At 50.0% G+C, this 24,552-nt stretch carries 19 protein-coding genes and 1 tRNA gene; 8 read left to right on the top strand and 12 right to left on the bottom strand.

The genetic code is table 11. The annotated features are described in order from the left end of the window. Positions 1–103: 103 nt before the first annotated feature. Both ACO0LE_RS12495 and ACO0LE_RS12490 read left to right on the top strand, forming a co-directional pair. Positions 104–1,423 (top strand): aspartate aminotransferase family protein, encoded by a 1,320-nt coding sequence (locus ACO0LE_RS12495; protein ID WP_422960710.1) that lies wholly within the window; start codon positions 104–106, stop codon positions 1,421–1,423. A 401-nt stretch (positions 1,424–1,824) separates the two neighbouring features. Next, positions 1,825–3,024 (top strand): acyltransferase family protein, encoded by a 1,200-nt coding sequence (locus ACO0LE_RS12490; RefSeq protein WP_422960677.1) that lies wholly within the window; start codon positions 1,825–1,827, stop codon positions 3,022–3,024. Positions 3,025–3,103: 79 nt separating this feature from the next. Here the strand turns inward: ACO0LE_RS12490 and yegQ are convergent, their stop codons facing one another. From yegQ to ACO0LE_RS12435, 11 genes are all read right to left on the bottom strand, one after another. After that, positions 3,104–4,495, bottom strand: a complete 1,392-nt coding sequence (gene yegQ, locus ACO0LE_RS12485) for a tRNA 5-hydroxyuridine modification protein YegQ (protein WP_422960676.1) — start codon at positions 4,493–4,495, stop codon at positions 3,104–3,106. Between the two features lie 89 nt (positions 4,496–4,584). Further along, positions 4,585–5,448: a DMT family transporter gene (locus ACO0LE_RS12480; protein WP_422960675.1), complete on the bottom strand. Its 864-nt coding sequence runs from the start codon at positions 5,446–5,448 to the stop codon at positions 4,585–4,587. 126 nt (positions 5,449–5,574) lie between these two features. Continuing rightward, positions 5,575–7,413 carry a translational GTPase TypA gene (gene typA / locus ACO0LE_RS12475; RefSeq protein ID WP_422956348.1) on the bottom strand — a complete coding sequence of 613 codons (1,839 nt, stop codon included), beginning with the start codon at positions 7,411–7,413 and terminating at the stop codon, positions 5,575–5,577. Between the two features lie 171 nt (positions 7,414–7,584). Next, entirely contained in the window at positions 7,585–8,523 is a 939-nt protein-coding gene (gene truB / locus ACO0LE_RS12470) for a tRNA pseudouridine(55) synthase TruB (protein WP_422960674.1), read from the bottom strand. A 73-nt stretch (positions 8,524–8,596) separates the two neighbouring features. Continuing rightward, the gene (gene rbfA, locus ACO0LE_RS12465; RefSeq protein WP_422960673.1) at positions 8,597–8,986 is read right to left on the bottom strand and encodes a 30S ribosome-binding factor RbfA; all 390 of its coding nucleotides are present in this window, start codon (positions 8,984–8,986) and stop codon (positions 8,597–8,599) included. Between the two features lie 135 nt (positions 8,987–9,121). After that, on the bottom strand, positions 9,122–11,980 hold the full coding sequence (gene infB / locus ACO0LE_RS12460; protein WP_422960672.1) for a translation initiation factor IF-2: 2,859 nt from the start codon (positions 11,978–11,980) through the stop codon (positions 9,122–9,124). A gap of 58 nt (positions 11,981–12,038) precedes the next feature. Further along, entirely contained in the window at positions 12,039–13,598 is a 1,560-nt protein-coding gene (gene nusA, locus ACO0LE_RS12455) for a transcription termination factor NusA (RefSeq protein WP_422960671.1), read from the bottom strand. Continuing rightward, entirely contained in the window at positions 13,595–14,080 is a 486-nt protein-coding gene (gene rimP / locus ACO0LE_RS12450) for a ribosome maturation factor RimP (protein ID WP_422960709.1), read from the bottom strand. The genes nusA and rimP overlap by 4 nt, the downstream gene beginning before the upstream one ends. A 227-nt stretch (positions 14,081–14,307) precedes the next feature. Further along, positions 14,308–15,909 carry a pseudouridine synthase gene (locus tag ACO0LE_RS12445; protein WP_422960670.1) on the bottom strand — a complete coding sequence of 534 codons (1,602 nt, stop codon included), beginning with the start codon at positions 15,907–15,909 and terminating at the stop codon, positions 14,308–14,310. Continuing rightward, positions 15,896–16,747: an SMC-Scp complex subunit ScpB gene (gene scpB, locus ACO0LE_RS12440; protein ID WP_422960669.1), complete on the bottom strand. Its 852-nt coding sequence runs from the start codon at positions 16,745–16,747 to the stop codon at positions 15,896–15,898. The genes ACO0LE_RS12445 and scpB overlap by 14 nt, the downstream gene beginning before the upstream one ends. 369 nt (positions 16,748–17,116) lie before the next feature. After that, positions 17,117–17,193, bottom strand: a tRNA-Met gene (locus ACO0LE_RS12435). A gap of 253 nt (positions 17,194–17,446) precedes the next feature. Here ACO0LE_RS12435 and ACO0LE_RS12430 point away from each other — a divergent pair. Together ACO0LE_RS12430 and ACO0LE_RS12425 are read left to right on the top strand one after the other, a co-directional pair. Further along, positions 17,447–18,013 (top strand): NUDIX hydrolase, encoded by a 567-nt coding sequence (locus ACO0LE_RS12430; RefSeq protein ID WP_422960668.1) that lies wholly within the window; start codon positions 17,447–17,449, stop codon positions 18,011–18,013. Between the two features lie 44 nt (positions 18,014–18,057). Further along, positions 18,058–19,245: a YbfB/YjiJ family MFS transporter gene (locus tag ACO0LE_RS12425; RefSeq protein ID WP_422960667.1), complete on the top strand. Its 1,188-nt coding sequence runs from the start codon at positions 18,058–18,060 to the stop codon at positions 19,243–19,245. A gap of 69 nt (positions 19,246–19,314) precedes the next feature. Here ACO0LE_RS12425 and ACO0LE_RS12420 read toward each other — a convergent pair whose 3' ends face one another. Next, positions 19,315–20,517, bottom strand: coding sequence for an ammonium transporter (locus tag ACO0LE_RS12420; protein ID WP_422960666.1), 1,203 nt, complete (start codon positions 20,515–20,517; stop codon positions 19,315–19,317). Positions 20,518–20,711: 194 nt separating this feature from the next. Between ACO0LE_RS12420 and aat the strand changes: the two genes are divergently transcribed. The 4 genes from aat (at position 20,712) to ACO0LE_RS12400 (ending at position 24,488) form a co-directional block, all read left to right on the top strand. Further along, positions 20,712–21,428 (top strand): leucyl/phenylalanyl-tRNA--protein transferase, encoded by a 717-nt coding sequence (gene aat, locus ACO0LE_RS12415; RefSeq protein WP_422960665.1) that lies wholly within the window; start codon positions 20,712–20,714, stop codon positions 21,426–21,428. Then, entirely contained in the window at positions 21,428–22,150 is a 723-nt protein-coding gene (locus tag ACO0LE_RS12410) for an arginyltransferase (RefSeq protein WP_422960664.1), read from the top strand. Before aat ends, ACO0LE_RS12410 begins: the two co-directional genes overlap by 1 nt. Before the next feature lie 168 nt (positions 22,151–22,318). Continuing rightward, entirely contained in the window at positions 22,319–23,362 is a 1,044-nt protein-coding gene (locus ACO0LE_RS12405; protein ID WP_422960663.1) for a quinone-dependent dihydroorotate dehydrogenase, read from the top strand. Positions 23,363–23,444: 82 nt separating this feature from the next. Then, a complete protein-coding gene (locus tag ACO0LE_RS12400) occupies positions 23,445–24,488 on the top strand; it encodes an aldo/keto reductase (protein ID WP_422960662.1) in 1,044 nt (347 codons plus the stop codon). Positions 24,489–24,552: the final 64 nt, after the last annotated feature.

Genomic DNA, 24,552 nt, shown 5'->3' with positions numbered 1-24,552 from the left:
GTATTTCCAAATTAAATCTGGCGAACTCTTGAGTAAGCTGACTGGTAGTGCCACAATCCAAAGTCGCCAGCAATTTCTCGCCAACCTCCTAGGGACCAGAATCATGACTACACCGCTGAACACCGAGCATTTTTGGATGCCGTTTTCTGCTAATCGCCAGTTCAAGAGCAAACCGCGCCTGATGGTGGCTGCGGAAGGCATGTATTACACAACGGATGATGGCCATCAGATTCTGGATGGCACCGCAGGACTATGGTGCGTCAATGCCGGGCATGGTCATACAAAAATTGTCAGCGCGATTCAGCAACAGGCGGCACGCATGGATTTTGCGCCGACCTTTCAGATGGGACACCCGTTGGCGTTTGAGGCGGCCAGCAAACTCGTATCCATAGCGCCCGAGGGATTAAACCGCGTGTTCTTCTGCAACGACGGATCTGAAGGCGTCGATACCGCGCTGAAGATCGCTCTGGCATATCACCGGGTGCGCGGAGATGGTATGCGGCATCGCCTGATCGGACGCGAACGCGGCTATCACGGCGTGGGTTTTGGCGGCATTTCGGTCGGTGGCATTGCAGGTAATCGCAAGCATTTTGGGCCTGCACTACCCGCTGTCGATCATCTGCGCCATCCGCTGAATATTGCAAAAAATGCCTTCAGCCGCGGCCTGCCTGAGCACGGTGCCGAGATGGCGGATGAACTGGAACAACGACTGCTCGCCTTGCATGACCCCTCCACTGTAGCGGCGGTCATTGTAGAACCGCTACAGGGGTCGACAGGTGTCATTTTGCCGCCCAAAGGCTATCTGCAAAAACTCCGTGCTATCTGCGACAAGTACGGCATCTTACTGATTTTTGATGAAGTCATTACCGGATTCGGCCGATTGGGGACGCCGTTTGCTGCCGACTACTTTGGCGTCATACCAGACATGATCGTCTGCGCCAAAGGCCTGACCAATGCCGCCGTACCGATGGGTGCGGTGATCGTGAAACAAGCGATCCATGACGCCTTCATGAGTGCCGCACCGGAAAACAGCATCGAGTTCTTCCACGGCTATACCTACACTGCACATCCACTCGCTTGCGCCGCCGCAATTGCGACGATTGATGTTTATCAGGAAGAAAAATTATTTGACCGTGCAGCGTCGAACGCCAGCCATTTTGAGCAAGCGGCGCACAGCTTGCAGGGCCTGCCCTACGTCAAAGATATCCGCAATCTGGGTCTGGTCTGCGGCATTGAGCTTGAGAGTATTCCCGGTAAAGCCGGTACCCGAGCCTTTGACGTATTCCTGAAATGTTTTTGGGAAAAAGGCGTGCTGATCCGGACGACCGGCGACATCATCGCGCTGTCACCGCCACTGATCATCACGCCTGCGCAGATCGACACGTTGTTTGGCGCGATTGCCGATATATTGAAAGCGCAATAGCAAATGCGTTAATTCAAACACGGAATCAACACCCCAATCCGCATATACCATGCGGCTGCTGGCATGAAATCATACTGACAGCCGCATTTTTATTAGTGTATGCAAATGAAAATTTCAAAAAACATCCAAGTTGAAAAAACCTATCGATAGGACTTACGCGAAAACTAAGACCTCTCATCACAGAGATTCAAAGATAAGGAGACACAAAGAAAAGGCCCGGGTAACCGTCCCATAAAATATCGATTCAAGATTTTTTAGAAGCTCCCAGATTTATTTAACGCAAAGGGAAGGCTTCCACGATAAAAATAGTTTGTCGCTATTGCCAATTTTCAGCCGCTTACTGTTACGCTGTTCATCCGTTTGGCCCTACCATTTCGACTTACTTTTATCTGCACGCTCCCATGACAAAAACCACCCTCTCCCACCGTATTAACGGTCTGGATACCTTGCGTGCAAGTGCGATTTTGCTGGTGCTGATGTATCACTATATGGTTTTTGTGAGTCATGAAGCGAGTTTTGGGATATTGAGTGAAATAGGCTGGGCCGGAGTAGATTTGTTTTTTGTATTGAGCGGCTACCTGATCGGCAATCAGATTTTTTCTGTAATACAGTCAGATCGTTCGTTCTCGTTAAAGAGATTTTATATCCGGCGCGCCTTGCGGACGCTGCCGAATTTTTACGTGATTCTGGCGATTTATTTTTTATTCCCTCTGGCCGTGGGCGGCAATCCGGTAACGCCTTTATGGAAATTTTTGAGCTTCACACAGAATTTTAATTTACGTCCAGGCTCGGCGTTTTCTCACGCATGGTCACTTTGTATTGAAGAACAGTTTTACCTTGTATTGCCAGCACTTGCCCTGCTCGTGCATCGTCTCAGTAAATCAGTGAAGACCGGCTGGATACTGTTAATTAGCCTGATGTGCGCTGCGGTGTTGTTACGCAGCTGGATGTGGCGTGATGTCGGTAGTGATGGAACTTTATATTACGAGACGATTTATTATTCCAGCCTGTGCCGCTTTGATGAATTATTACCAGGTGTGGCGCTGGCGATGCTGAAGAACTTCCATCCTGCGACATGGCAACGCGTACAGGCGCATGGACAAGCCACATTGCTGAGCGGGCTTGCATTGTGTCTGTTGAGCTTCTATCTGTTTGTCAATTACAGCTATGTGGATGGCCAAGGTTTTTTGTGGTTCACCACGGCGTTTGGTTACAGCTTGCTAGCGATCAGTTTTGCCTTGCTGACGATGGCTGCACTGAGTCCGAATTCATGGCTCTACCAGTGGCGCATTCCGGGTGCGGCACAACTTGCGATGTGGTCATATGCGCTCTATCTGGCGCATAAACCGTTGATGAATGTGCTGATCTCTCCCTTGACTCAACACGGCGTGTCTGTAACCAGTGCTAGCGGCATTAGCATCATGTTTGTCGCTAGTTTGCTGGGCGGCTACTTGTTATTTAGTTTGGTAGAAACACCGTTCATGAAACTACGCGACCGATTTTTCCCGACTAATTTTGCAAAAGCGACCGCAACAGAAAGCACAAACAAGCTGAGTTCCACCGCGAGTTCTGCAATCACATCTCATTCATCAACAGGCTGATACCAGATGATGGGCCATGATAATGAACCATGAACCCATCCCAGCAAGCGTATGCATTTAGTCATCATGTAAGAGAGCATCAAAGCATCTTTGCCAGCAGTGCCTGGTCAAACCGTTGATCGCAAGGAATTCTGACTGTATGACCTGCACCGGCTACGATTTGCATTGGCGCATTAGCCGTGGAGGTCATCGCCGTCAACGCAACAATCTGGTTACCTGAGGGATGAATGATCTCGATCTGATCACCGACCGCAAAACGATTTTTTACCTCTACGTCTGCCCAGCCATCCTTTATGGATAAGACACGTCCTACGTATTGGCTGCGATGTGCTTTCGACACACCTTCCATGTAGTTTTGATGCTCTTGCGTGTGATGGCGCTGATAAAAACCGTCGGTATAACCACGATTTGCCAGCCCGTTTAGTTCACCCAATAACTGCTCATTAAAAGGCCGGCCAGCTACCGCATCATCAATCGCCCGACGATAAACCTGCGCAGTCCGGGCAACGTAATACAGTGATTTTGTACGTCCCTCAACTTTTAAAGAATCCACACCGATCCGTGCCAGACGCTCGACATGCTCAACTGCGCGCAAGTCTTTTGAGTTCATGATGTAGGTTCCATGCTCGTCCTCCAGTATAGGCATGAACTGACCTGGCTTGCTGCTCTCTTCTATCAAATACGGACGATCTGCTAGTGGATGCCGCTGCATATCGCCCATCGCGGAAAAAGACTGATTAGCCTCCTCCAGCGCTTGCTGATAGTTGAACTGTATGGTTTGTACTGGTGTCTCTTTACTTGCACGCGCAAGATCACCTGTCTCGTTTTCCTGTGCGTTCTCCACCTTGTAATCCCAGCGACAGGAGTTCGTACAAGTTCCTTGGTTCGGATCGCGGTGATTAAAATATCCTGACAAAAGACAACGCCCAGAATACGCAATGCATAAAGCCCCGTGAACAAATACTTCCAGTTCCATTTCAGGACAGCGTTGACGAATCTCTTCGATTTCATCCAGTGACAATTCACGCGACAAAATCACGCGAGTAAGCCCCATCATGTGCCAGAACTTGACGTCAGCCCAATTGGTTGCGTTGGCTTGTACAGATAAATGGATATTCACTTCGGGCCACTTTTCACGCACCATCATGATCAGGCCAGGATCTGCCATGATCAGAGCATCCGGTTTCATCGCGATCACGGGAGCCATGTCGTTCAGATAGGTTTTGAGTTTGGCATTGTGCGGAAAAATATTACTGGCAACGAAAAACTGTTTACCACGTGCATGCGCACCGCTAATACCTCGTTGAAGAATATCGAGTGTGGAAAATTCGTTGTTACGAGCGCGCAAGCTGTAACGTGGCTGACCGGCATAGACGGCATCCGCACCGAAGTCGAATGCGGCGTGCATTTTTTCCAGCGATCCGGCGGGTAAAAGAAGTTCAGGTGCTTTGAGTGGGGAGGCTTGATGCATGGCAGGGCAATCCGAAAAGAAAAATGTTCGCGATTCTATAACTGACTGCCCCGCATCGACAAATATAAACGCAGACTATTTGTCCTGCATCAATCCTCCCGCATCGCCGCCAATTCATTGAACACCAAAGCAAGTAATACGATGGCTCCGCCGACCAGTGTCGCCTGAGCAGGCACCTCATCAGCGCCAAGCCATGCCCATATCGGCGCCAGCAAGACCTCAAGTAAAGACAGCAAAGCAATCTCCGGTGCGCTCAGACTCGCCGAAGCGCGCACCATCAGCATGCAAGGAAATCCCAATTGAAAAAAACCGAGAATCGCCAAAATAGTAATGTCATGCAAGGACGCCTGAAACGGCAAAGCAAATGGCAGCATCATGAGTGCAGAGATAGATCCGCCCATAAATACAGCGGGGATCAGATCAACCGTATGCCCGGCTTTTTTCAATAAAATCACATTGACTGAGGCCGCAATTGGCACGCCAAGTCCGATCAGCATGCCAAGCAAACCACGCTGATCAACTTGCGAAATACTGCCTGCGAACATCCAGCATATACCGGCACAGGCAGCAGCAATAGCGAGCCAGGTTCTGCCTGGAATATGCTGACGCAGTATCAGCCATGCCAGAAAAGCGGTAAATAAGGGCGACAGACTTTCCATGATTGAGGTGTTGGCAACTGTCGTCATGGTAATTGCAATCATGAAGCAGCTATACATCGTCGCCCACATACATCCAGAAAGCAATCCTATCTTGCCAAGCAATCTCAGACGGGGAATGAAGGCTTTTTTATATTGCCTCAGCATGGCGACTGCGACAAATATGGCGGCAAAAAAACTGCGCCAGAAAGTCACTTCAAAATCGCGGGCACCATCAAGATGTCGCGTCAATACACCTGCGATACTCCATAAAGTTGCCGCGCAAATCATCAGGATCACCGCACGGCGATGACTCATGTTGTTCATCATAACTATCCAAATAAAAAACCCGTTTGACTGCTTGCGTAGGCAAGAGCGAAACGGGTTAATTCAGTACGACGCGGAACCACGCCGCATCGAACTAAAGAGCGATTACAAAAGCAATTACGCTACGTCGCGAGAAGCACGCTTACGCTCATGTTCTTTCAAGAAGCGTTTACGCAAACGGATACTCTTCGGTGTGACTTCAACCAATTCGTCATCCTCAATGAATTCAACTGCGTATTCCAGACTCATCTGAATTGGTGGTACCAGGCGTACCGCTTCATCGGTACCAGAAGAACGCACGTTGGTTAATTGCTTACCTTTGATCGGATTCACAACCAGATCGTTATCACGTGAGTGAATACCGATGATCATGCCTTCATACACTGGGTCGTTATGCACGACGAACATACGACCGCGGTCTTGCAATTTCCAGATAGCGTAGGCAACTGCTGCGCCATCATCTTGGGAAATCAATACACCGTTACGACGGCCAGCCATTTCACCTTTAGTGTTATCAACCGGTGCGTATTCATCAAACACGTGACTCATCAAGCCAGTACCGCGGGTCAATGTCATGAATTCGCCTTGGAAGCCGATCAGACCACGCGCTGGAATACGGTATTCCAAACGCACACGACCTTTGCCGTCCGGTTCCATATTTTGCAGGTCACCACGGCGGCGACCGAGTTCTTCCATTACGCCGCCTTGATTATTTTCTTCAACGTCAACTGTCAAGTTTTCATACGGCTCGTGGCGTACGCCATCGACCATTTTGAACACAACGCGTGGACGGGAAACCGCTAATTCGAAACCTTCACGACGCATGTTTTCGATCAAAATCGTCAAATGCAATTCGCCGCGACCAGAAACTTCATAAGTCGAATCATCGTTTTCAGCCTGCACAACACGCAACGCCATGTTCGACTTCAATTCGCGATCTAAACGATCACGGATCTGACGTGTAGTCACGAATTTACCTTCACGACCAGCTAATGGTGAGTTATTCACCATGAAGTTCATCGTCAATGTCGGTTCATCAATCTTCAACATTGGCAAACCTTCCGGTGTATCCGGTGCGCAAATGGTTGAGCCGATGCTGATTTCTTCAATACCGTTGATCAGCACGATATCGCCAGCCAGTGCTTCGTCAACCTGAACGCGGTCCAGGCCTTTAAACGTCAGTACCTGGTTGATACGAGCCTTGGTTGGCTTGTCATCCGGGCCGTTCATCCACACGACATCTTGCAGTGCCTTAACGCGACCACGCAAAATACGACCAACACCAATCTTGCCGACGTAAGAGGAGTATTCCAGTGACGTGATTTGCAATTGCAATGGGCCATTAGGATCATCTTCACGCGCAGGAACGTGCTTCAGGATAGCGTCGAACAGTGGTTCCATATTGCCATCGCGTACTGTATCTTCCAAACCAGCGTAGCCTTTGAAACCAGAAGCATAAACGATAGGGAAATCCAACTGTTCATCGGTCGCGCCGAGTTTGTCGAACAATTCAAATGTCGCGTTAACGGCTTTTTGCGGATCAGCGTTTTCACGGTCAATCTTATTCACAACAACGATAGGCTTCAAACCTAAAGCCAGAGCTTTACGCGTTACGAAACGCGTTTGTGGCATCGGGCCTTCTTGCGCGTCGACTAGCAACAACACACTGTCAACCATGGACAACACACGCTCCACTTCACCACCGAAATCCGCATGACCTGGAGTATCAACGATGTTGATGTGCGTGCCTTTGTATTCAACGGCGCAGTTTTTAGAAAGAATCGTGATACCACGTTCTTTTTCAATATCATTGGAGTCCATGACGCGATTATCAACTTGCTGGTTGTCGCGGAAAGTACCGGATTGACGCAGCAATTGGTCAACCAGTGTAGTTTTGCCGTGATCGACGTGAGCGATAATGGCGATGTTGCGGATAGCGCGTTTTGTATTTGACATGATAGCGAAAAAGAATAGGGAAATTCGGGTAACCCAAGATTATAGCATGCTGTACTGCACAACATTCCAATATTACGCAAAACTCCCATTATTTCAAGGAGTTACTACGCGTTGATGACAATTTCATGCAATTTTCCGAGCTAAATTGCAAGTTTGAAAAACTTCTATGAATTAAACGTCAGAACTGGTGGAGATCAGTCGCTCCGGCGCGAGTATCGTGTAGTCCTGCAATTGGGCTGAGCCAAGGAGTTGCTGGTCAGCCTGACGGTATACACGGACACGGCCGATGTCGGCAGGCACTAAGATGTCCTCTTTACCCAGGGCCAGTCGCTGGCCTTGCAGGAATCTTTTCGCAAGTTCATCGCTTAATTCGATTTTAGGAAAACTCGACAATAATGCATCAACGGGAGCCAGCAAAGAAAAGCGTGATGCTTCGTCCATCTCCGTCAGTGCATCAAGCGTAATCGATTTCTCCAGCACCAGATGACCAACATGCGTGCGACGCAGGGCTTGCAAGTGCGCGCCACAGCCAAGCGCTTTACCAATGTCTTCCCCCAACACGCGAATATAGGTTCCTTTGCTACAGCAAACATTTAAGGTCAGGAACGGCGCTTCATAGTTGACCAGTTCCAGCAAATGAATGCTTACGGCTCTTGCCTCACGTTCAAGTGTGATACCGGCGCGCGCATATTCATACAAAGGTTTGCCATCACGCTTCAGCGCAGAATACATCGGCGGCACTTGTTGAATATCACCGCGAAATTGCTCCAGCACATGCTGAATCTGCTGCTCACTGGCCGAAACAGAAGATGTCTCAATGACCTCGCCCTCCGTATCGCCCGTTGTCGAGCTGATACCAAGATGTACGATAGTCTGGTAAGTTTTATCCGCCTCCAGCAAGTCTTGCGAAAACTTAGTCGCCTCACCAAAACACAAAGGTAATAAGCCGGTAGCGAAAGGATCCAGAGTTCCGGTGTGCCCCGCCTTTTGCGCATTGAATAAGCGCTTGGCTTTAATCAGAGCATCATTGCTCGACAAACCAACAGGCTTATCCAGCAACAAAACGCCATGCACAGGAACACGAATACGCTTCTTAACGGGATTATTCATAGGCAATATCAGGAGGGAACTTCAGCAGAACCCGTTATGTGAACGGGTTCTGACTTTACAGACAGGTAGAGCGTTATTCTTCGCCGTCGTCTTTTGCACGCGTTGCGTTAGCTTCGTCGATTAATTTAGACATGGCGATACCACGCATGGTCGACGTGTCATGCACAAAGTGTAATTGCGGCAATGTGTGGATATGCAAACGCAAACCTAATTGATTGCGCAAGAATCCAGCCGCTTTTGACAGGCCATCAAGTGTATTTTTGATCGCAGCAGGATCATCTGCCAGTGTCGTGAAAAACACTTTGGCATGCGCATAATCCGGCGTCAATTGAATCTCCGTCAGCGTGATCATACCAACGCGCGGATCCTTTAATTCTGACCAAATAATTTCCGCCAGATCACGCTGAATCTGGTCTGCAACCCGCAGCCCGCGTCCGGGAATATTTTTACTATGTTTTGCCATAAAACCTAAATGCGCAAGGTGGACATTTGGTTCGTGGATCACCAGCTAAACGCTCTGGCTCTACACAAACATCAATGTCCACCCCGCCTTATTACTTCAATCGTTACTTCAATAAATACTTGTTTCCGGCATCAATTACAAAGTACGTGCGATTTCCTGGATTTCAAAAATTTCCAATTGATCACCGACCTGAATTTCATTGTAGTTCTTCAATGACAGACCGCACTCCATACCTGCACGAACTTCTTTCGCATCATCTTTGTAGCGCTTCAGAGAATCCAGTTCACCCGTCCAGGTCACCACATTGTTGCGCAACAGACGTACGGAAGAAGTACGCTTGATGACACCATCGATTACCAGGCAACCTGCGATTGCACCGACCTTACTGACCAGGAATACTTGCTTAACTTCAACCATACCAATGATCGTTTCGCGCTTTTCTGGTGCCAGCATGCCTGACAATGCCGCCTTAACTTCATCAACAGCATCGTAAATGATGTTGTAGTAACGGATGTCAACGCCATTGGACTCTGCCAGTTTACGTGCTGACGCATCAGCACGTGTATTAAAGCCGATGATGACCGCTTTGGAAGCCACCGCCAGATTAACGTCGTTCTCTGAAATACCACCCACTGCCGCGTGCACAACTTGTACCCGGACTTCGTTGGTCGACAATTTCTGCAAAGACTGAACCAAAGCTTCTTGTGAACCCTGAACGTCTGTTTTGACAATGATAGGCAAGTTTTTGACTTCGCCTTCACCCATGTTTTCAAACATGTTTTCCAGTTTAGCGGCTTGCTGCTTGGCCAGTTTGACGTCACGGAATTTACCTTGACGGAACAGAGCGATTTCACGCGCTTTGCGCTCGTCAGTCATGACCATGACTTCTTCACCGGCAGATGGTACTTCGGTCAAACCTTGAATCTCTACCGGAATAGATGGACCGGCTTCAGTGATGCTCTTACCATTTTCATCCAGCATCGCACGAACACGACCATAGGAAGAACCTGCCAGCACCACATCACCACGCTTCAATGTACCGGACTGAACCAGAATTGTTGCAACAGTACCGCGCCCCTTATCAAGACGGGACTCAACAACCAGACCCTTAGCTGGTGCGTCAACCGGCGCTTTCAGCTCCAACACTTCCGCTTGCAATAATACCTGCTCCAGCAAGGCATCAATACCTTGACCTGTCTTTGCAGACACAGGAACGAATGGAGAATCACCGCCGTACTCTTCCGGAACAACGCTCTCGGCAATCAACTCTTGCGTTACACGATCAGTGTTTGCGCCTGGCTTATCGACTTTATTAATTGCAACAACCAGCGGCACGCCTGCAGCTTTCGCATGTGCAATCGCCTCTTTCGTTTGCGGCATAACACCGTCGTCCGCAGCGACAACCAAAATGACAATATCCGTTGCCTTCGCACCGCGAGCACGCATTGCCGTAAAGGCTTCGTGACCTGGGGTGTCAAGGAAAGTGATCATGCCACGTGGTGTTTCAACGTGATACGCACCGATATGCTGCGTAATACCACCAGCTTCACCAGACGCCACTTTAGCGCGACGGATGTAATCGAGCAAAGATGTTTTACCGTGATCAACGTGACCCATAACCGTCACGACAGGTGCGCGCGGAGTGGATTCGTAATCAGCGTGCTCGGCCGTATCCGTCAGCATCGCCTCAGGATCATCAAGTTTCGCCGCGAATGCTTTGTGACCCATTTCTTCAACCAGAATCATTGCTGTTTCCTGATCGAGAACCTGATTGATCGTACACATCTGACCCAACTTCATCAGATGCTTAATCACTTCAGAAGCTTTAACCGACATCTTGTGCGCGAGTTCAGCAACTGTCAGTGTCTCAGGAACAAAAACATCCTTGACGATGGCCTCAACAGGAGCCTGGAAATTGGTTTCACGATCATCGTTCTGATGTGAACGACGGCCTTTAGGGCCGCCCTTCCAGCCATCGCGTCCACCGGAAGTATCGCCACGAGTTTTGATGCCAGCGCCACGCTTTTTAGCATCTTCTTGCCATGTCGAAGAAACATTCGCAGACTTGATCGATTTTTTATCAGCCACAACTGCTGGCTTTTTCTCATCTTTTTTATCCGTCGCTGGTTTTTTCTCACCGGCTTTTTTATCTGTAGGCTTATGCAACGTGCCTTCGGCAACTTTAGGCGCAACAACCGGTTCAGGCGCTTTCACAGGTCGGCGGGCAGCACTCATCATTTCTTTGATTTGTGCGACTTCATCTGCCACTTTTTTTCTGGCAATCTCTGTTACCGCTGCGCGCTCTGCTGCTTCTTTTGCATCAGCGACCGCTTTCTTTTTACTATCGTCAGCAATGACCCGCTTTTTGTCTTCTTCAGCTGTTGAAGGAGCGACGACCGCTGCTTCAGGCGCTGCTTTTGCAACTACCTTGCTAGCCTGCTCTGCCTTTAGCTTTTCAGCTTCGACTTTAGCAGCAGCTTCTGCTGCCAGTTCAGCCTCACGCAATGCTTGAGCCTGAGCTTCTTTTTCTGCTTCTAGCTTAGCCAGATGCTCTTGCTTCTTGATCAGTTCAGCTTCTTGCTGAGCAATCATTTCAGCTTCTTTACGAGCTTCTTCTTCATGACGTGCGATCTCAACCGGATCAACGACAATAGAAGCAGCTGCGCGAACCGGTTCTTCAGCGGCAGTTTCATCACGTTTAACAAAAGTACGTTTTTTGCGAACTTCGACCTGAATCGTACGTGACTTTCCTGTGGCATCTGCCTGCTTGATTTCAGTTGTTTCTTTGCGTGTCAGAGTGATTTTTTTCTTATCTGCGTCCGCAGCTACACCGTGAGAGCGACGCAGATGTTCCAGCAATCGATCTTTATCTTCTTTTGACAGCGCATCGGACGTCGAGCTTTTACTGACGCCTGCGGCACGCAATTGCGTGAGCAGCAAATCCGCTGACATCTTCAGCTCGGTGGCAAATTGGGCTACATTGTTACTCGCCATTCAGTCCTCTTTTTCTGTGTGCGCCTGATAAAACGCTTTAATGATCATAAACTCGGAATTATTTTGCTTCTACGAGTTTCCACGCTGCAGCCAACAAAGCCTTCGCATGATCATCATATTTAGCGTCGATGAGCTTCATCTCATCATCAGTCACATCTTCAAATGCATCTTTAATCAATTGGCGCGCACGTTCAGCAGATAAGGCCAAAATCGCTCCAAATTCGTCATACGCCAAGCCGCCAAAAGCATCCAACGTCTTGATACCAGCCAGACCTAACTTGCCGGCGATCACACGAGTCATACCCTCGAGATTGATCAGCGCATCCTCTACACCCTCGACACCTTCTTCAGAGGCGATTGCCTCAGTCAGCAAGGCATCTCTGGCACGATTACGCAATTCGTTGACGGTATCTTCATCGAAAGCGTCAATTTCCAGCATCTCGCTGATTGGCACATAAGCGATTTCTTCCAGGCTAGAGAAGCCCTCATCGACCAGAATATCGGCAACCTCTTGGTCCACGTCGAGTTTTTCCATGAACAAAGCACGAATACCGGCAGTTTCCTGCTCAGCTTTATTCGCAGACTCTTCTGCTGTCATGATGTTGATTTGCCAGCCAGTCAACTCAGCCGCCAGGCGTACATTTTGGCCACTGCGACCAATTGCAATCGCCAGATTTTCTTCATCAACAACCACGTCCATACCATGCTTCTCTTCATCAACCATGATAGAAGAGACATTCGCCGGAGCCAGAGCACCGATCACGAATTGTGCCGGGTCTTCAGACCACAAAACGATGTCTACACGTTCGCCGCCCAACTCACCAGTTACAGCCTGCACACGTGAGCCACGCATACCGACGCAAGTACCGATAGGATCAATACGCTTATCGCTAGTGTAAACTGCAATTTTGGCACGTACGCCGGGGTCACGCGCAGCGGATTTAATAACCAGTGAGCCTTGTTCAATTTCCGGCACTTCGAGCTCAAACAATTTCATGATGAACTCTGGTGCTGTGCGAGACAGGATGACTTGCGGACCACGGGCATTGCGATCAATACGCAAAATGTAAGCGCGAACGCGATCACCGACACGCAGATTTTCTTTAGGAATCATCTGATCACGAGGCAGGCGCGCCTCAATCTTACCGGACTCCACCACAGCTTCGCCGCGCTCCATGCGCTTAATGGTACCTGTGACCAAGGAATCACCACGCTCCAGGAAATCAGCCAGAATTTGCTCACGCTCGGCATCACGGATGCGCTGCAATACAACTTGCTTCGTATCTTGCGCAAAACGACGACCCAACTCAACGGACTCGATCGGCTCTTCGATGCACTCATCGACTTCAATATCTGGATATTGCTCAACTGCCTCGAAATGCAAAATTTCCTGATCCGGCAGTTGCAAACCTGCATCATCCGGCACAACGCGCCAGCGACGATAAGATTTGTACTCACCTGTATCCCGATCAATTTCTACGCGAATATCAACTTCGCCTTCGTAACGCTTCTTTGTGGCCTGTGCCAAAGCATGCTCCAGCGCACCAAAAACGATATCTTCATCGACGTTTTTTTCACGCGCCAGCACATCAACCAATAGTAAAACTTCGCGACTCATGCTTTGCGACTCCTAAAATCCACTTGCGGCACCAACCGTGCCTTATCCACATCGGCGAGCGTAAACTCCAGCATTGCCGCCCCGTCTTTACCTTCAAATTCCAACTTCAACGTATCACCTTCAGGCTCATGCAATACGCCTTCAAATGTTTTGCGATTTGCCGCACCCACCATAGGCAAACGCAATTTAATTGTCGCTTTCTCACCCGCAAAGCGCGCAAAATCTGCTAATTTCTTGAGCGGCCGATCCAAGCCAGGAGAGGATATCTCCAGACGTTCGTAAAGCACATTTTCGACCGTCAATACGTGCGACAACTGGTGACTGACTTTCTCACAGTCTTCGACTGTAATATTGCCTTTCTCCAGATCAGCAGGAAGATAGTCGATGTACACCCTGAACAAGCCACGCTCTGCCCGCTCAAAATCCACCAGATCGTATCCAGTACCATTCACGGTTTTTTCTATTAATTCCAACAACTGCAAGAGTGTTCTCCGAAAAGTGCCAGATTTACCTAAGCTGCGCGCATCACAGCATTGTTTCGCTAAAGCATTAAAACGCTTCGCCAAAAAAAAATGGGCAAAGCCCATCTTTTTTACAACGCCAGCATCGATTGCAAATGATGGAGGCAAATCTTCTAACTCCAAGATTATAAACGATTATTTACTCTATCGCAATGGAAAAACGAAGTAAATACTGGGTAAGCAACACATTAACCGCCCTTAGAGCGGCGACGCGCCGCAATACCTTGACCGATAGCCTGACCACTACCACGCGCAGTACCTCCATTGACCACACCGCCAGAACGTCGCGGACGCCCGGCATCAGGAAATCCCAGCGCAGTTTGCAAAGGATCTGGCTGACGAGGACGTTTTTTTCCCTGAGCATCACCATTCGTACCGCGAGGCGCACCAAACTCCGCGCGTGGCGCATTAAAGCGACCAGCTGGCTTATCAAACGGATTCACCGGACGACCGGGAGCTCTATTGCCATTAGGGCGGGCAGCAGGATCTTTGCCAACAGGCTTATCGCCGCCGACTTTCTCCAACCCGCTGAGCTTCAGCAAACTGCGTACAGCATCCTCTTCTAGCTCATCCCAGCGACCACGCTTTAGACCAGAGGGCAGTGTCATTGCACCGTACCGAGTACGAATCAGACGAGATACCGTCAAACCAACTGCCTCGAACATACGACGCACTTCGCGATTACGACCCTCGCCGATAACGACGCGATACCATTTATTAACGCCTTCGCCACCGCCATCCATAATTTTGGAAAATTGTGCCAGACCATCTTCAAGCTCAACGCCTGCCAATAATTTCTGGCGCATTCCCTCCTCCAGATCACCCAGTGTACGGACCGCGTATTCACGCTCAATGCCATACCGCGGATGCATCAGACGATTTGCCAGATCACCGGATGTCGTGAACAACAACAAACCCTCGGTGTTGTAATCAAGACGCCCGACTGCCAACCATTTACCGACCTTCATTTGCGGCAAACTGGCAAACACAGACTGGCGACCTTCAGGATCACTGGTGCTGACAATTTCCCCGGCCGGCTTGTGGTAGATCAGCACGCGCGGCGGTTTTTTACTGATTTTTCTTTGGATTGGCTTGCCGTTGATACGCACCGTATCCGTAGGCAAAATACGCTGACCAATGTGTGCCGGCTCCCCATTGACAGAAACGCGCCCGGCAACAATCAGGTCTTCCATATCACGACGAGAACCCAAACCAGCCTCCGCCAGCACCTTATGCAATTTAGGCGCATCGTCTTCGGCCGTCAAATCCCGACGCACAGGCTTAGCATTGCGCCCTTTGGCTTTATTCGCTGCATCAGCATCTGCATCAAATGCCTCAGATGTGACAAATGAAAATACATCATCCGCATTATTGGCAACTGGTTTCACACCCTGTCGCGCTCCGCGCGCCTGACTTGGATGTCGCCCTTTACCCGCATGCGAAGAGCGATTCCCAGCCCGCTCATCTCTTGGCCCACGCGCCCCCTGCATTCCTGCTACCTCGCGACGCGGCGACTCACCGCGCTCGGTTCGCTCACCCTGCGCCCGCGGCGCACGCGGCTTACGAACCACGCCTTCAGATGCTCCTTTACGGTCAGGTGCCGCCACGTCGATTGCAGCTACCGCTGAAGCCAAAGCATCTGCCTCAACCACATCCGACTTCGGTCGCGAGCGACGCAGATTACGCGGGCCTCTAACGCCACGCTTGGCGGTCTTCGGCGAAGAATCATCACTACCCGAGGCTTCTCCGGCAACGCTGGACTTAATATCGTCTGGATTATTTGTGTTCATTATTCTGTTCTAAATTTGACTGACTTAATGCCGAAGCATTCACATCGGATTCCGATGTCAACTCTTGACTTACCACCCCAACACTCACGTCGGCTTTTTGCGTGTCGTTTTGAGTGCCATTATTGGCCGTACTTAGTATTTCACTTTCCACCTCAACCTCTGTCGAGACAGACACCATCAGGTTTGCCACTCCCTCTGGCACTATTTCTGCAAGTTCATCCTGAAGCGGCAACATTTCCTGCTCAGCAAACATGTTCACCCCAAGTGCATCCAATTCCTGAACACCCTCTTCAGCAACATTATCTTTAGTCACCTGCTGCAGAGGAGGCAACTGATTCAGAGAGGACAATCCCAAATCATCCAAAAACTGTTTCGTCGTCGCAAACAATGATGGGCGACCAGGCACATCTCTATGCCCTATCGTTTCTATCCAGCCACGATCTTCTAATGTTTTGATCATCTGGGAGGCCACAGTAACACCGCGAATCTCCTCTATATCACCACGCGTCACAGGTTGACGATAAGCGATAATCGCCAGCGTCTCCAGCGTTGCTCTTGAATATCTGGGAGGCTTTTCAGGATTTAAGCGATCTATATAAGCACGCATCTCGGGACGGCTCTGAAAACGCCAGCCAGTAGACAAGCCCACCAGCTCAATACCTTTGTCCGACCAGTCAATACGCAAATCTTCCAGCATCGATTTAATCGTATCAGCACCAACTACTTCATTGGAATCGTCACTGTCCTGAAACAGTTTTTTCATCGTATTGACGGTAAGCGGCTCATGCGCGCATAGCAAGGCGGTTTCGAGAACTCGCTTGGCCTCAGCAGTATTCATGCAAACTCTTTAGCACATTGATTAGTTGATCTGATGAAGCATAGAACGGCACTGAAAGAAGCTCTTCAGCCAAAACCTGTTCTTTAATTTATGTCACTCTATAAGGTGACGGATGCCATCTAGGCGAACAATTACTGTTTGGCATTAACCAAAAGGATCATTGGTTATGCGTTCATTTCGCTGCGTGCATTTCATCACCGGATCAAGATCATTGTGCACTAGCGCACCACCAAACCGATCCAAACCATGATGAAACTTATTAAGCAACTTCGACACTGGATTGTAGTCCAGAATTTCGACTCAAATCAAAGAATAATCATCCGGCTAATAAAAAAGCCACGTTAATACGTGGCTTTTTTATTGTAATTCTGGTTGCGGGGGCAGGATTTGAACCTACGACCTTCGGGTTATGAGCCCGACGAGCTGCCAGACTGCTCCACCCCGCGTCTGAGAAACAAGACTATATCCGACTTTGCTGCTTTGCGCAATGACTTTCTCAGTTTTGTCTGTGCATCGCCGATGTTACACGCAAGTTTCCGGCGTTTTATGCGCACCTATACCACGCCTGAATTTGCCCTGGGATCGACAAAAATGACATCCTGATCTGGAGTGATACACTTAGGCTTGAATTACACTTCGCTCATCCGGTCGCGTACTTCACTTATGTTAATCCCTTCACCCAATTCCACTGTTTGTGCTATGAAATTTTGCTCCGAATGTGCATCGCCTGTTGTGATCGAAATCCCCGCTGACGACACTCGTGAGCGCCATGTCTGCCCCAGTTGCGGCACCATTCATTACCAGAATCCCAAAGTGGTCGTCGGCTCTATTCCAGTATGGGAAAATGACGGCGAAATACAGATACTCCTGTGCAAGCGTGCGATCGAACCGCGCTATGGGTATTGGACCTTGCCAGCAGGATTCATGGAGAATAATGAAACCACCAGTCAGGCAGCGCAAAGAGAAACCGTTGAAGAAGCCGGCGCCAATATCGCACTACATGAATTGTTCTCGATTCTGAATGTGCCGCACGTACATCAGGTTCATTTATTCTACCGGGCGACCTTGCTCGATACCAACTACCAAGCTGGTACCGAGAGCCTGGATGTGCAACTATTTACGGAAGAAAATATCCCCTGGGATGACATCGCCTTCCCAACAGTGAGTCATACCCTGAAGTTCTTCTTCAAGGATCTCGCACTGGTGAAGCAAGGCGGCGAATATAGCTTGCACGAACACGACATCTTTAAGCCGATGCGCAGCTAATTCAGTATTCACCACCTTCCCGTCATCAGCACAAAGAGACCCAGATGAATCCACAAGCTGAACGCATTAAAGCATTAAGTGCGGGTGTCTTCAGCTTGATTCTTGCCGTTGGCATCGCCCGGTTTGCCTACACGCCACTGTTAACAGTTATGCAGCAACAAGCAGGGCTGGGCATTTCTGCCGCCGGCTGGCTGGCGACATTCAATTACGCAGGCTATCTCAGCGGCGCATTGATCGCCTCCCAGATCAATGACTTACACCTCAAGGACAAACTCTACCGGACCGGCATGATATTAGCGGTAGTCAGCACGATCATGATGGGATTAAGCAGTAACCTCGTTATATGGATTATTTCCCGCTATCTTGCTGGATTATGCAGCGCTGCCGCTATGTTACTGGGCACTGGACTGATATTAAACTGGCTCATCCGGCACAACCACCGTAGTGAATTAGGTATTCATTTTTCCGGCCTGGGATTAGGTATTGCAGGCTGCGCTGCCGCAGTCGCACTCATGAGCCAGTCGCTCGACTGGCGCCAGCAATGGTTTGTGTTTTCTGCGATCGGATGTGTTCTGCTGATACCCGCACTACGCTGGCTGCCAGCACCAGATAGCAGTGCGCTAACGACCAGTGGCAAAGCGATGGAAGACAATCCACCTAGCGCTTTATTCTTAAAAATATTCATGGCAGCTTATTTTTGCGCAGGTGTGGGCTATGTCGTCAGTGCAACCTTTATTGTTGCCATCGTTGATCGCCTGCCCGGCTTAGCTGGAAAAGGAACCTTGGTGTTTTTTGCCATCGGCATTGCGGCAGCTCCCGCCTGCATCATCTGGGATCTGGTCGCGCGCAAAGTGGGAGACCTGAATGCATTATTGCTTGCCGCGATTCTGCAAACCGCCGGAATTTTATTACCCGTCGCGGTTGGCGGCCTCAATGCGGCGATCGCTGGCGCACTGCTGTTTGGCGGTACTTTTATCGGCATGGTTAGCCTGGTACTGAGCATGGCAGGTCGCTACTATCCGACGCGCCCGGCGAAAATGATGGGCAAAATGACGATTTCCTATGGCGTGGCCCAGATCATCGCACCTGCGATCACCGCCTGGTTCGCCGCACATCAAGGCGGCTATGCATCGGGTTTATATCTGGCGGCTGGCGCGATGATATTCGGCGTCGGACTATTATTTGCCTTAAAAGCCTTAGAAAATCGTGAGCTCAGGCAGCTAGCGGATTAATCTCGATCTGGCTTACACGCAGTTCCATCAACAGCTAATGTCAACGCGCCAGCAATACTCTCACCGAGGCTACCAACTCGTCTCACGCTCCGCTGTCGAGCTGATCTTATGAATACTCAGGTCCGCCCCTTCAAACTCCTCCTCAGGCTCCAAGCGAATTCCAACGATTTTTTTTAATCCACCGTAAATCAGCACACCGCCAGCAGCAGCGATGGCAACACCCAGCAACGTGCCGATCAACTGCGACATCAGGCTAACCCCACCGATACCACCCAGACTTTTCAAACCAAAAATACCGGCGGCAATTCCACCCCATGCACCGCATAATCCATGCAAAGGCCAGACACCCAGCACATCATCTATTTTCCATTTATTCTGCGTCCAGGTGAACATCACCACAAAAATTGCTCCCGCAATGCCGCCCGTCATAAGTGCGCCAAGAGGATGCATTAAATCGGATCCTGCACAAACAGCAACCAATCCGGCTAAAGGCCCGTTATAAACGAAACCAGGGTCATTTCTGCCCAGCACCAATGCAACCAAGGTTCCGCCAACCATGGCCATCAAGGAATTGATTGCAACCAGCCCATTCATCTTATCCAAGGTTTGCGCACTCATGACATTGAAACCAAACCAGCCCACTGTCAGCACCCAGGCGCCTAATGCCAGAAAAGGAATACTAGAAGGAGGATGCGCGGCAATAGCACCATTTTTCATATAGCGACCACGTCGCGCACCCAAAAGAACGACCGCTGGCAAAGCTACCCAACCACCAAACGCATGCACCACGACAGATCCGGCGAAATCATGAAACTCTTCTGAGAACATTGCCTTCAACCAAGCCTGAATACCAAAACGTTGATTCCACGCAATACCCTCAAAAAATGGGTACAAAACACCAACCAGCAAGGCGGTAGCAACCAATTGCGGGTAAAACTTGGCGCGTTCAGCAATACCTCCTGAAATAATTGCCGGAATCGCGGCAGCAAAGGTCAACAGAAAAAAGAATTTCACTAACTCAAAACCATTTTTTTCTGCCAAAACGTCAGCCCCGGCATAAAACTGGATACCATAGGCAACCGTGTAACCAATAAAAAAGTAAGCAATAGTCGATACGGCAAAATCCACCAAAATTTTAACCAAGGCGTTAACCTGATTTTTCTTGCGTACCGTTCCAAGCTCTAGAAATGCAAATCCGGCATGCATCGCTAAAATCATGATTGCGCCTAGCAAAATAAATAAGGCATCTGCGCCGCTTTTATGTGCGTCCATTACAAAAATCTCCCGATAAAAGTGCATTTTTAAATGAATAATGCACCTTAAAAGCAAAATTTATTCCAATTCGGTGCAAAATTTAAGTCCATGATTTATATAAAGAATTTTTCTGTGATTTTTTACCTCATAAGATCTGCACCAGAAAATGGCGTTTTTTTGGTGCAGTTACCAATCCGCTGCCAGGCCGTAGCATGATTCCTTGGCTAGAGGTTGATACGCCGTTTCCTGATGTTGAAACGGCGTTACTAGAAAAAGACGGCGCAGCAGGATTGCTGGCGGCTGGTGCAGATTTATCGGCCGAGCGATTGCTGGACGCCTATCAACACGGCATCTTTCCCTGGTTTTCAGAGGGGCAGCCTGTTTTATGGTGGTCTACTGATCCGCGCATGGTATTAAAAACAGCCGATTTCAAGTTATCCGATAGTCTGAAAAAGACACTCAAAAAAACCGCCAAAGATCCTCGCTGGGAATACCGCTTCGACAGCGCATTCGAACAAGTCATGCGTGCCTGTGCCGCACCACGCCGCGATGGCGCCGGCACCTGGATATCGGAAGAGATTATGGCGGGGTACTGCGCCCTGCATGCCGCGGGCTACGCTCACTCGTCCGAAGTCTGGCTTGATGGCGAGCTGGTTGGCGGTGCTTATGGCGTTTGCATAGGCCGCATGTTTTACGGCGAATCGATGTTTGCAAGAGTCAGCGATGCGTCAAAGATCGCCCTCGCCCATCTGGTATTTTTCTTACGTGAAAACGACGTGGAAATGATAGACTGCCAGCAGCAGACCGCGCATCTGGCGTCTCTGGGCGCCAGGCCGATCAGTCGCAGCGATTTCATCGCTCACCTGCAACATGCAATTTGCCTGCCGCCTATTTTGAGCTGGACGCCGATTACCTGGATGAATAAGTAGTGACTCAACTCAACGAATTACCATTTTCCAGCATACAGTTTTATGCAACCGCACCCTATCCATGCAGCTATCTGGATGGACTGCAAGCACGCTCGCAGGTTGCGGCTCCCGCGCATTTGATCAATGCCGATACCTATTCCGAATTAATCAAAAACGGTTTTCGCCGCAGCGGGATTTTTATTTACCGCCCTCATTGCGATACCTGTCAGGCCTGTACGCCAGTACGTGTGCGCATCCGTGAATTCACTACCAATCGCAGTCAGCGCCGCGCTCAAAGCAAGCACAGCAATCTGGTAGCCCGTGTTGCATCACTCACCTATTCGCACGAACATTACGAGTTGTATCACCGCTATCAAAATCAACGCCATGCAGGTGGCGGCATGGATCACGACAGCCGTGATCAATATGCGCAATTTTTATTGCAAAGCCGGGTAAATACACGTCTGGTCGAGTTCCGCGACGAGCAGGATATTCTGCGCATGGTGAGTATTATTGACATCCTGAGTGATGGCCTATCGTCGGTTTATGCTTTTTATGATCCGGACGATCACGCCGCATCGTACGGCACTTTTAACGTGCTCTGGCAGATCAAACAGTGTCGCGAGCTGAACTTAGCGTATTTGTATCTGGGTTACTGGATCGCCGCCAGTCCAAAGATGGCATACAAAACCAACTTCAAGCCACTGGATGGATTACTACAAGGACACTGGCAAGCACTTTAATCAGGTCGTAGCAACTCGGGCGACACATCCCAATTCGCATGCGATCTACCCGAAACCACGAATACCTGTCACCGCAACATATACTGGGTGATGTATGTTTTTAATCACCATATATAAATTGCGGAATCAAGCCTATTTTTACCTATACTCCCCCTAATTAATAAAATCATGCCTGATAAATTATTCTATGCCTTAGCGCGGCCGCTACTCTTTTCGATGGACGCAGAAGAGGCGCACAACTTCACTCTACCCGCCCTGCGACGCTCGGCAGCGTTGGGCCTGACCAAACTCATTGCCAAACCCGCCAGCGATCCACGCACGGTCATGGGCATTACCTTCCCCAATCCGGTTGGCCTAGCAGCAGGCCTCGACAAAGACGGTGCGTATATCGATGGCCTGGCGAGCCTGGGTTTTGGCTCGATTGAAATCGGTACCGTGACACCCCGTGCGCAGGCAGGCAATCCTAAGCCGCGCATGTTCCGTCTACCCAAGGCCAACGCCATCATCAACCGCATGGGATTTAATAATGGTGGCGTTGATGCCTTCGTCAACAATGTGCAGGCGTCGCGGTTTTATCAGGACAAGCAAGGCGTCCTGGGGCTGAATATCGGTAAAAATGCCGATACACCGGTCGAACGCGCTGCTGACGACTACCTGCTCTGCCTGGCAAAAGTCTACCCCTACGCCAGCTACGTGACGGTCAACATCTCATCACCGAACACCAAAAATCTGCGCCAGCTGCAAGGTGCCAGCGAAGTCGATGCCCTGTTATCACAACTCAAAGACGCGCAACAACGACTCGCCGACCAGCACAAACGTTATGTACCCCTGGCATTAAAAATCGCTCCTGACATGGATAGCGAACAAATCAAGAACATCGCCGAAGCGCTGTTACGTCACAAGATCGATGGCGTCATCGCCACCAACACCACAATCACCCGCGATGCGGTCAAAGGTCTTGAGCACGGAGAAGAAGCTGGCGGATTGTCAGGTGAACCGGTGTTCGAATTATCCAATCAAGTGATACGCGCACTCAAATCCGAGCTTGGCGACACCTTGCCGATTATCGGTGTCGGCGGCATTTTTTCCGGAGAAGATGCGCAAGCCAAAATGCGCGCAGGTGCTGCCTTAGTACAGGTATATTCAGGCCTGATTTATCGCGGCCCGGCACTGGTCAGGGAGTGCGCTGCAGCTTTGCGCAATTCACGCTAAAGTAACTGGGTTTTCTGTACCGACCTCCCCCTCTGTGCGGAGCCAGATAACCCTCATTCCTCCCATCACGACTCTCTTATTTATGCAAACGACACAACTCGGCACCAGCAACTTACACGTATCCAAAATCTGTCTAGGTACCATGACTTTCGGCGAGCAAAATAGCGAAGCCGACGCCCATAGCCAGCTTGACTATGCCTTGGAACGCGGCATTAATTTTATCGATACCGCCGAGATGTATCCAGTCATGCCACGTGCCGAAACCCAAGGCTCCACCGAGCGTTACATCGGCACCTGGCTCAAAAAATCTGGCAAGCGCAAAGACATTATTCTGGCTACCAAAGCAGCAGGCCCGTCACGCGGCTTCGGCTGGATACGCAATGGGGATACGGACCTTTCACCTGCCAACATCCGAGCCGCCGTTGAAACCAGCCTGCAACGACTACAAACCGATTACATTGATCTGTATCAACTGCACTGGCCAAGTCGCAATGCACCAATCTTTGGGCAAAAATCCTTCGACCCGGCGCTGGAACGTCCGTCGGTAGCGATCGCCGACACATTAGGCGCACTCGACGAACTCGTCAAAGCAGGCAAGATCCGCCAGATCGGCGTATCCAACGAAACCGCCTGGGGTGTCGGCGAATTCGTCAAGCAAGCCGGACAACAATCCGTTGCCCGTATTGTCTCCATTCAAAATGCCTACAACCTCGTCAACCGCAGCTTTGAACAAGGTCTGGATGAAACCTGCTTCCGCGAAAACGTCGGCCTGCTTGCCTACAGCCCGCTCGCTTTCGGCCAACTTACCAATAAATACAATGAAGATGCCAGCGCCGCTGGCCGACTGACACGCTTTCCGGCAACCTGGAGCCCACGCTACATGCGCCCGACTGTCTTCGAGGCCAGTCGCCGCTATGCCGAACTGGCCCGCACCCACGGGCTGACGCCAACGCAACTCGCCCTCACCTGGTGCTACTCACGCTGGTTCGTCGCCAGCACAATTATTGGCGCCACCAATCTGACGCAGCTCAAAGAAAACATCGACGCCTTTGACATCCAGCTGCCGGATGAGCTGATCGCCGGCGTCAACGCGATTCATGCAGAGTTGTGCAATCCTGGGCAATAAAATAACGTGCTAACCCGCCCCCCCCCTCGCCTGATGTTCACAAGAACTACTTGGAAGACTCAGT

This window comes from Undibacterium sp. Xuan67W, assembly GCF_049340165.1.
Classification (GTDB): domain Bacteria; phylum Pseudomonadota; class Gammaproteobacteria; order Burkholderiales; family Burkholderiaceae_D; genus Undibacterium.
Note: the sequence above shows the minus strand (reverse complement) of the source record. Positions and strands in the feature narration are given on the sequence as shown.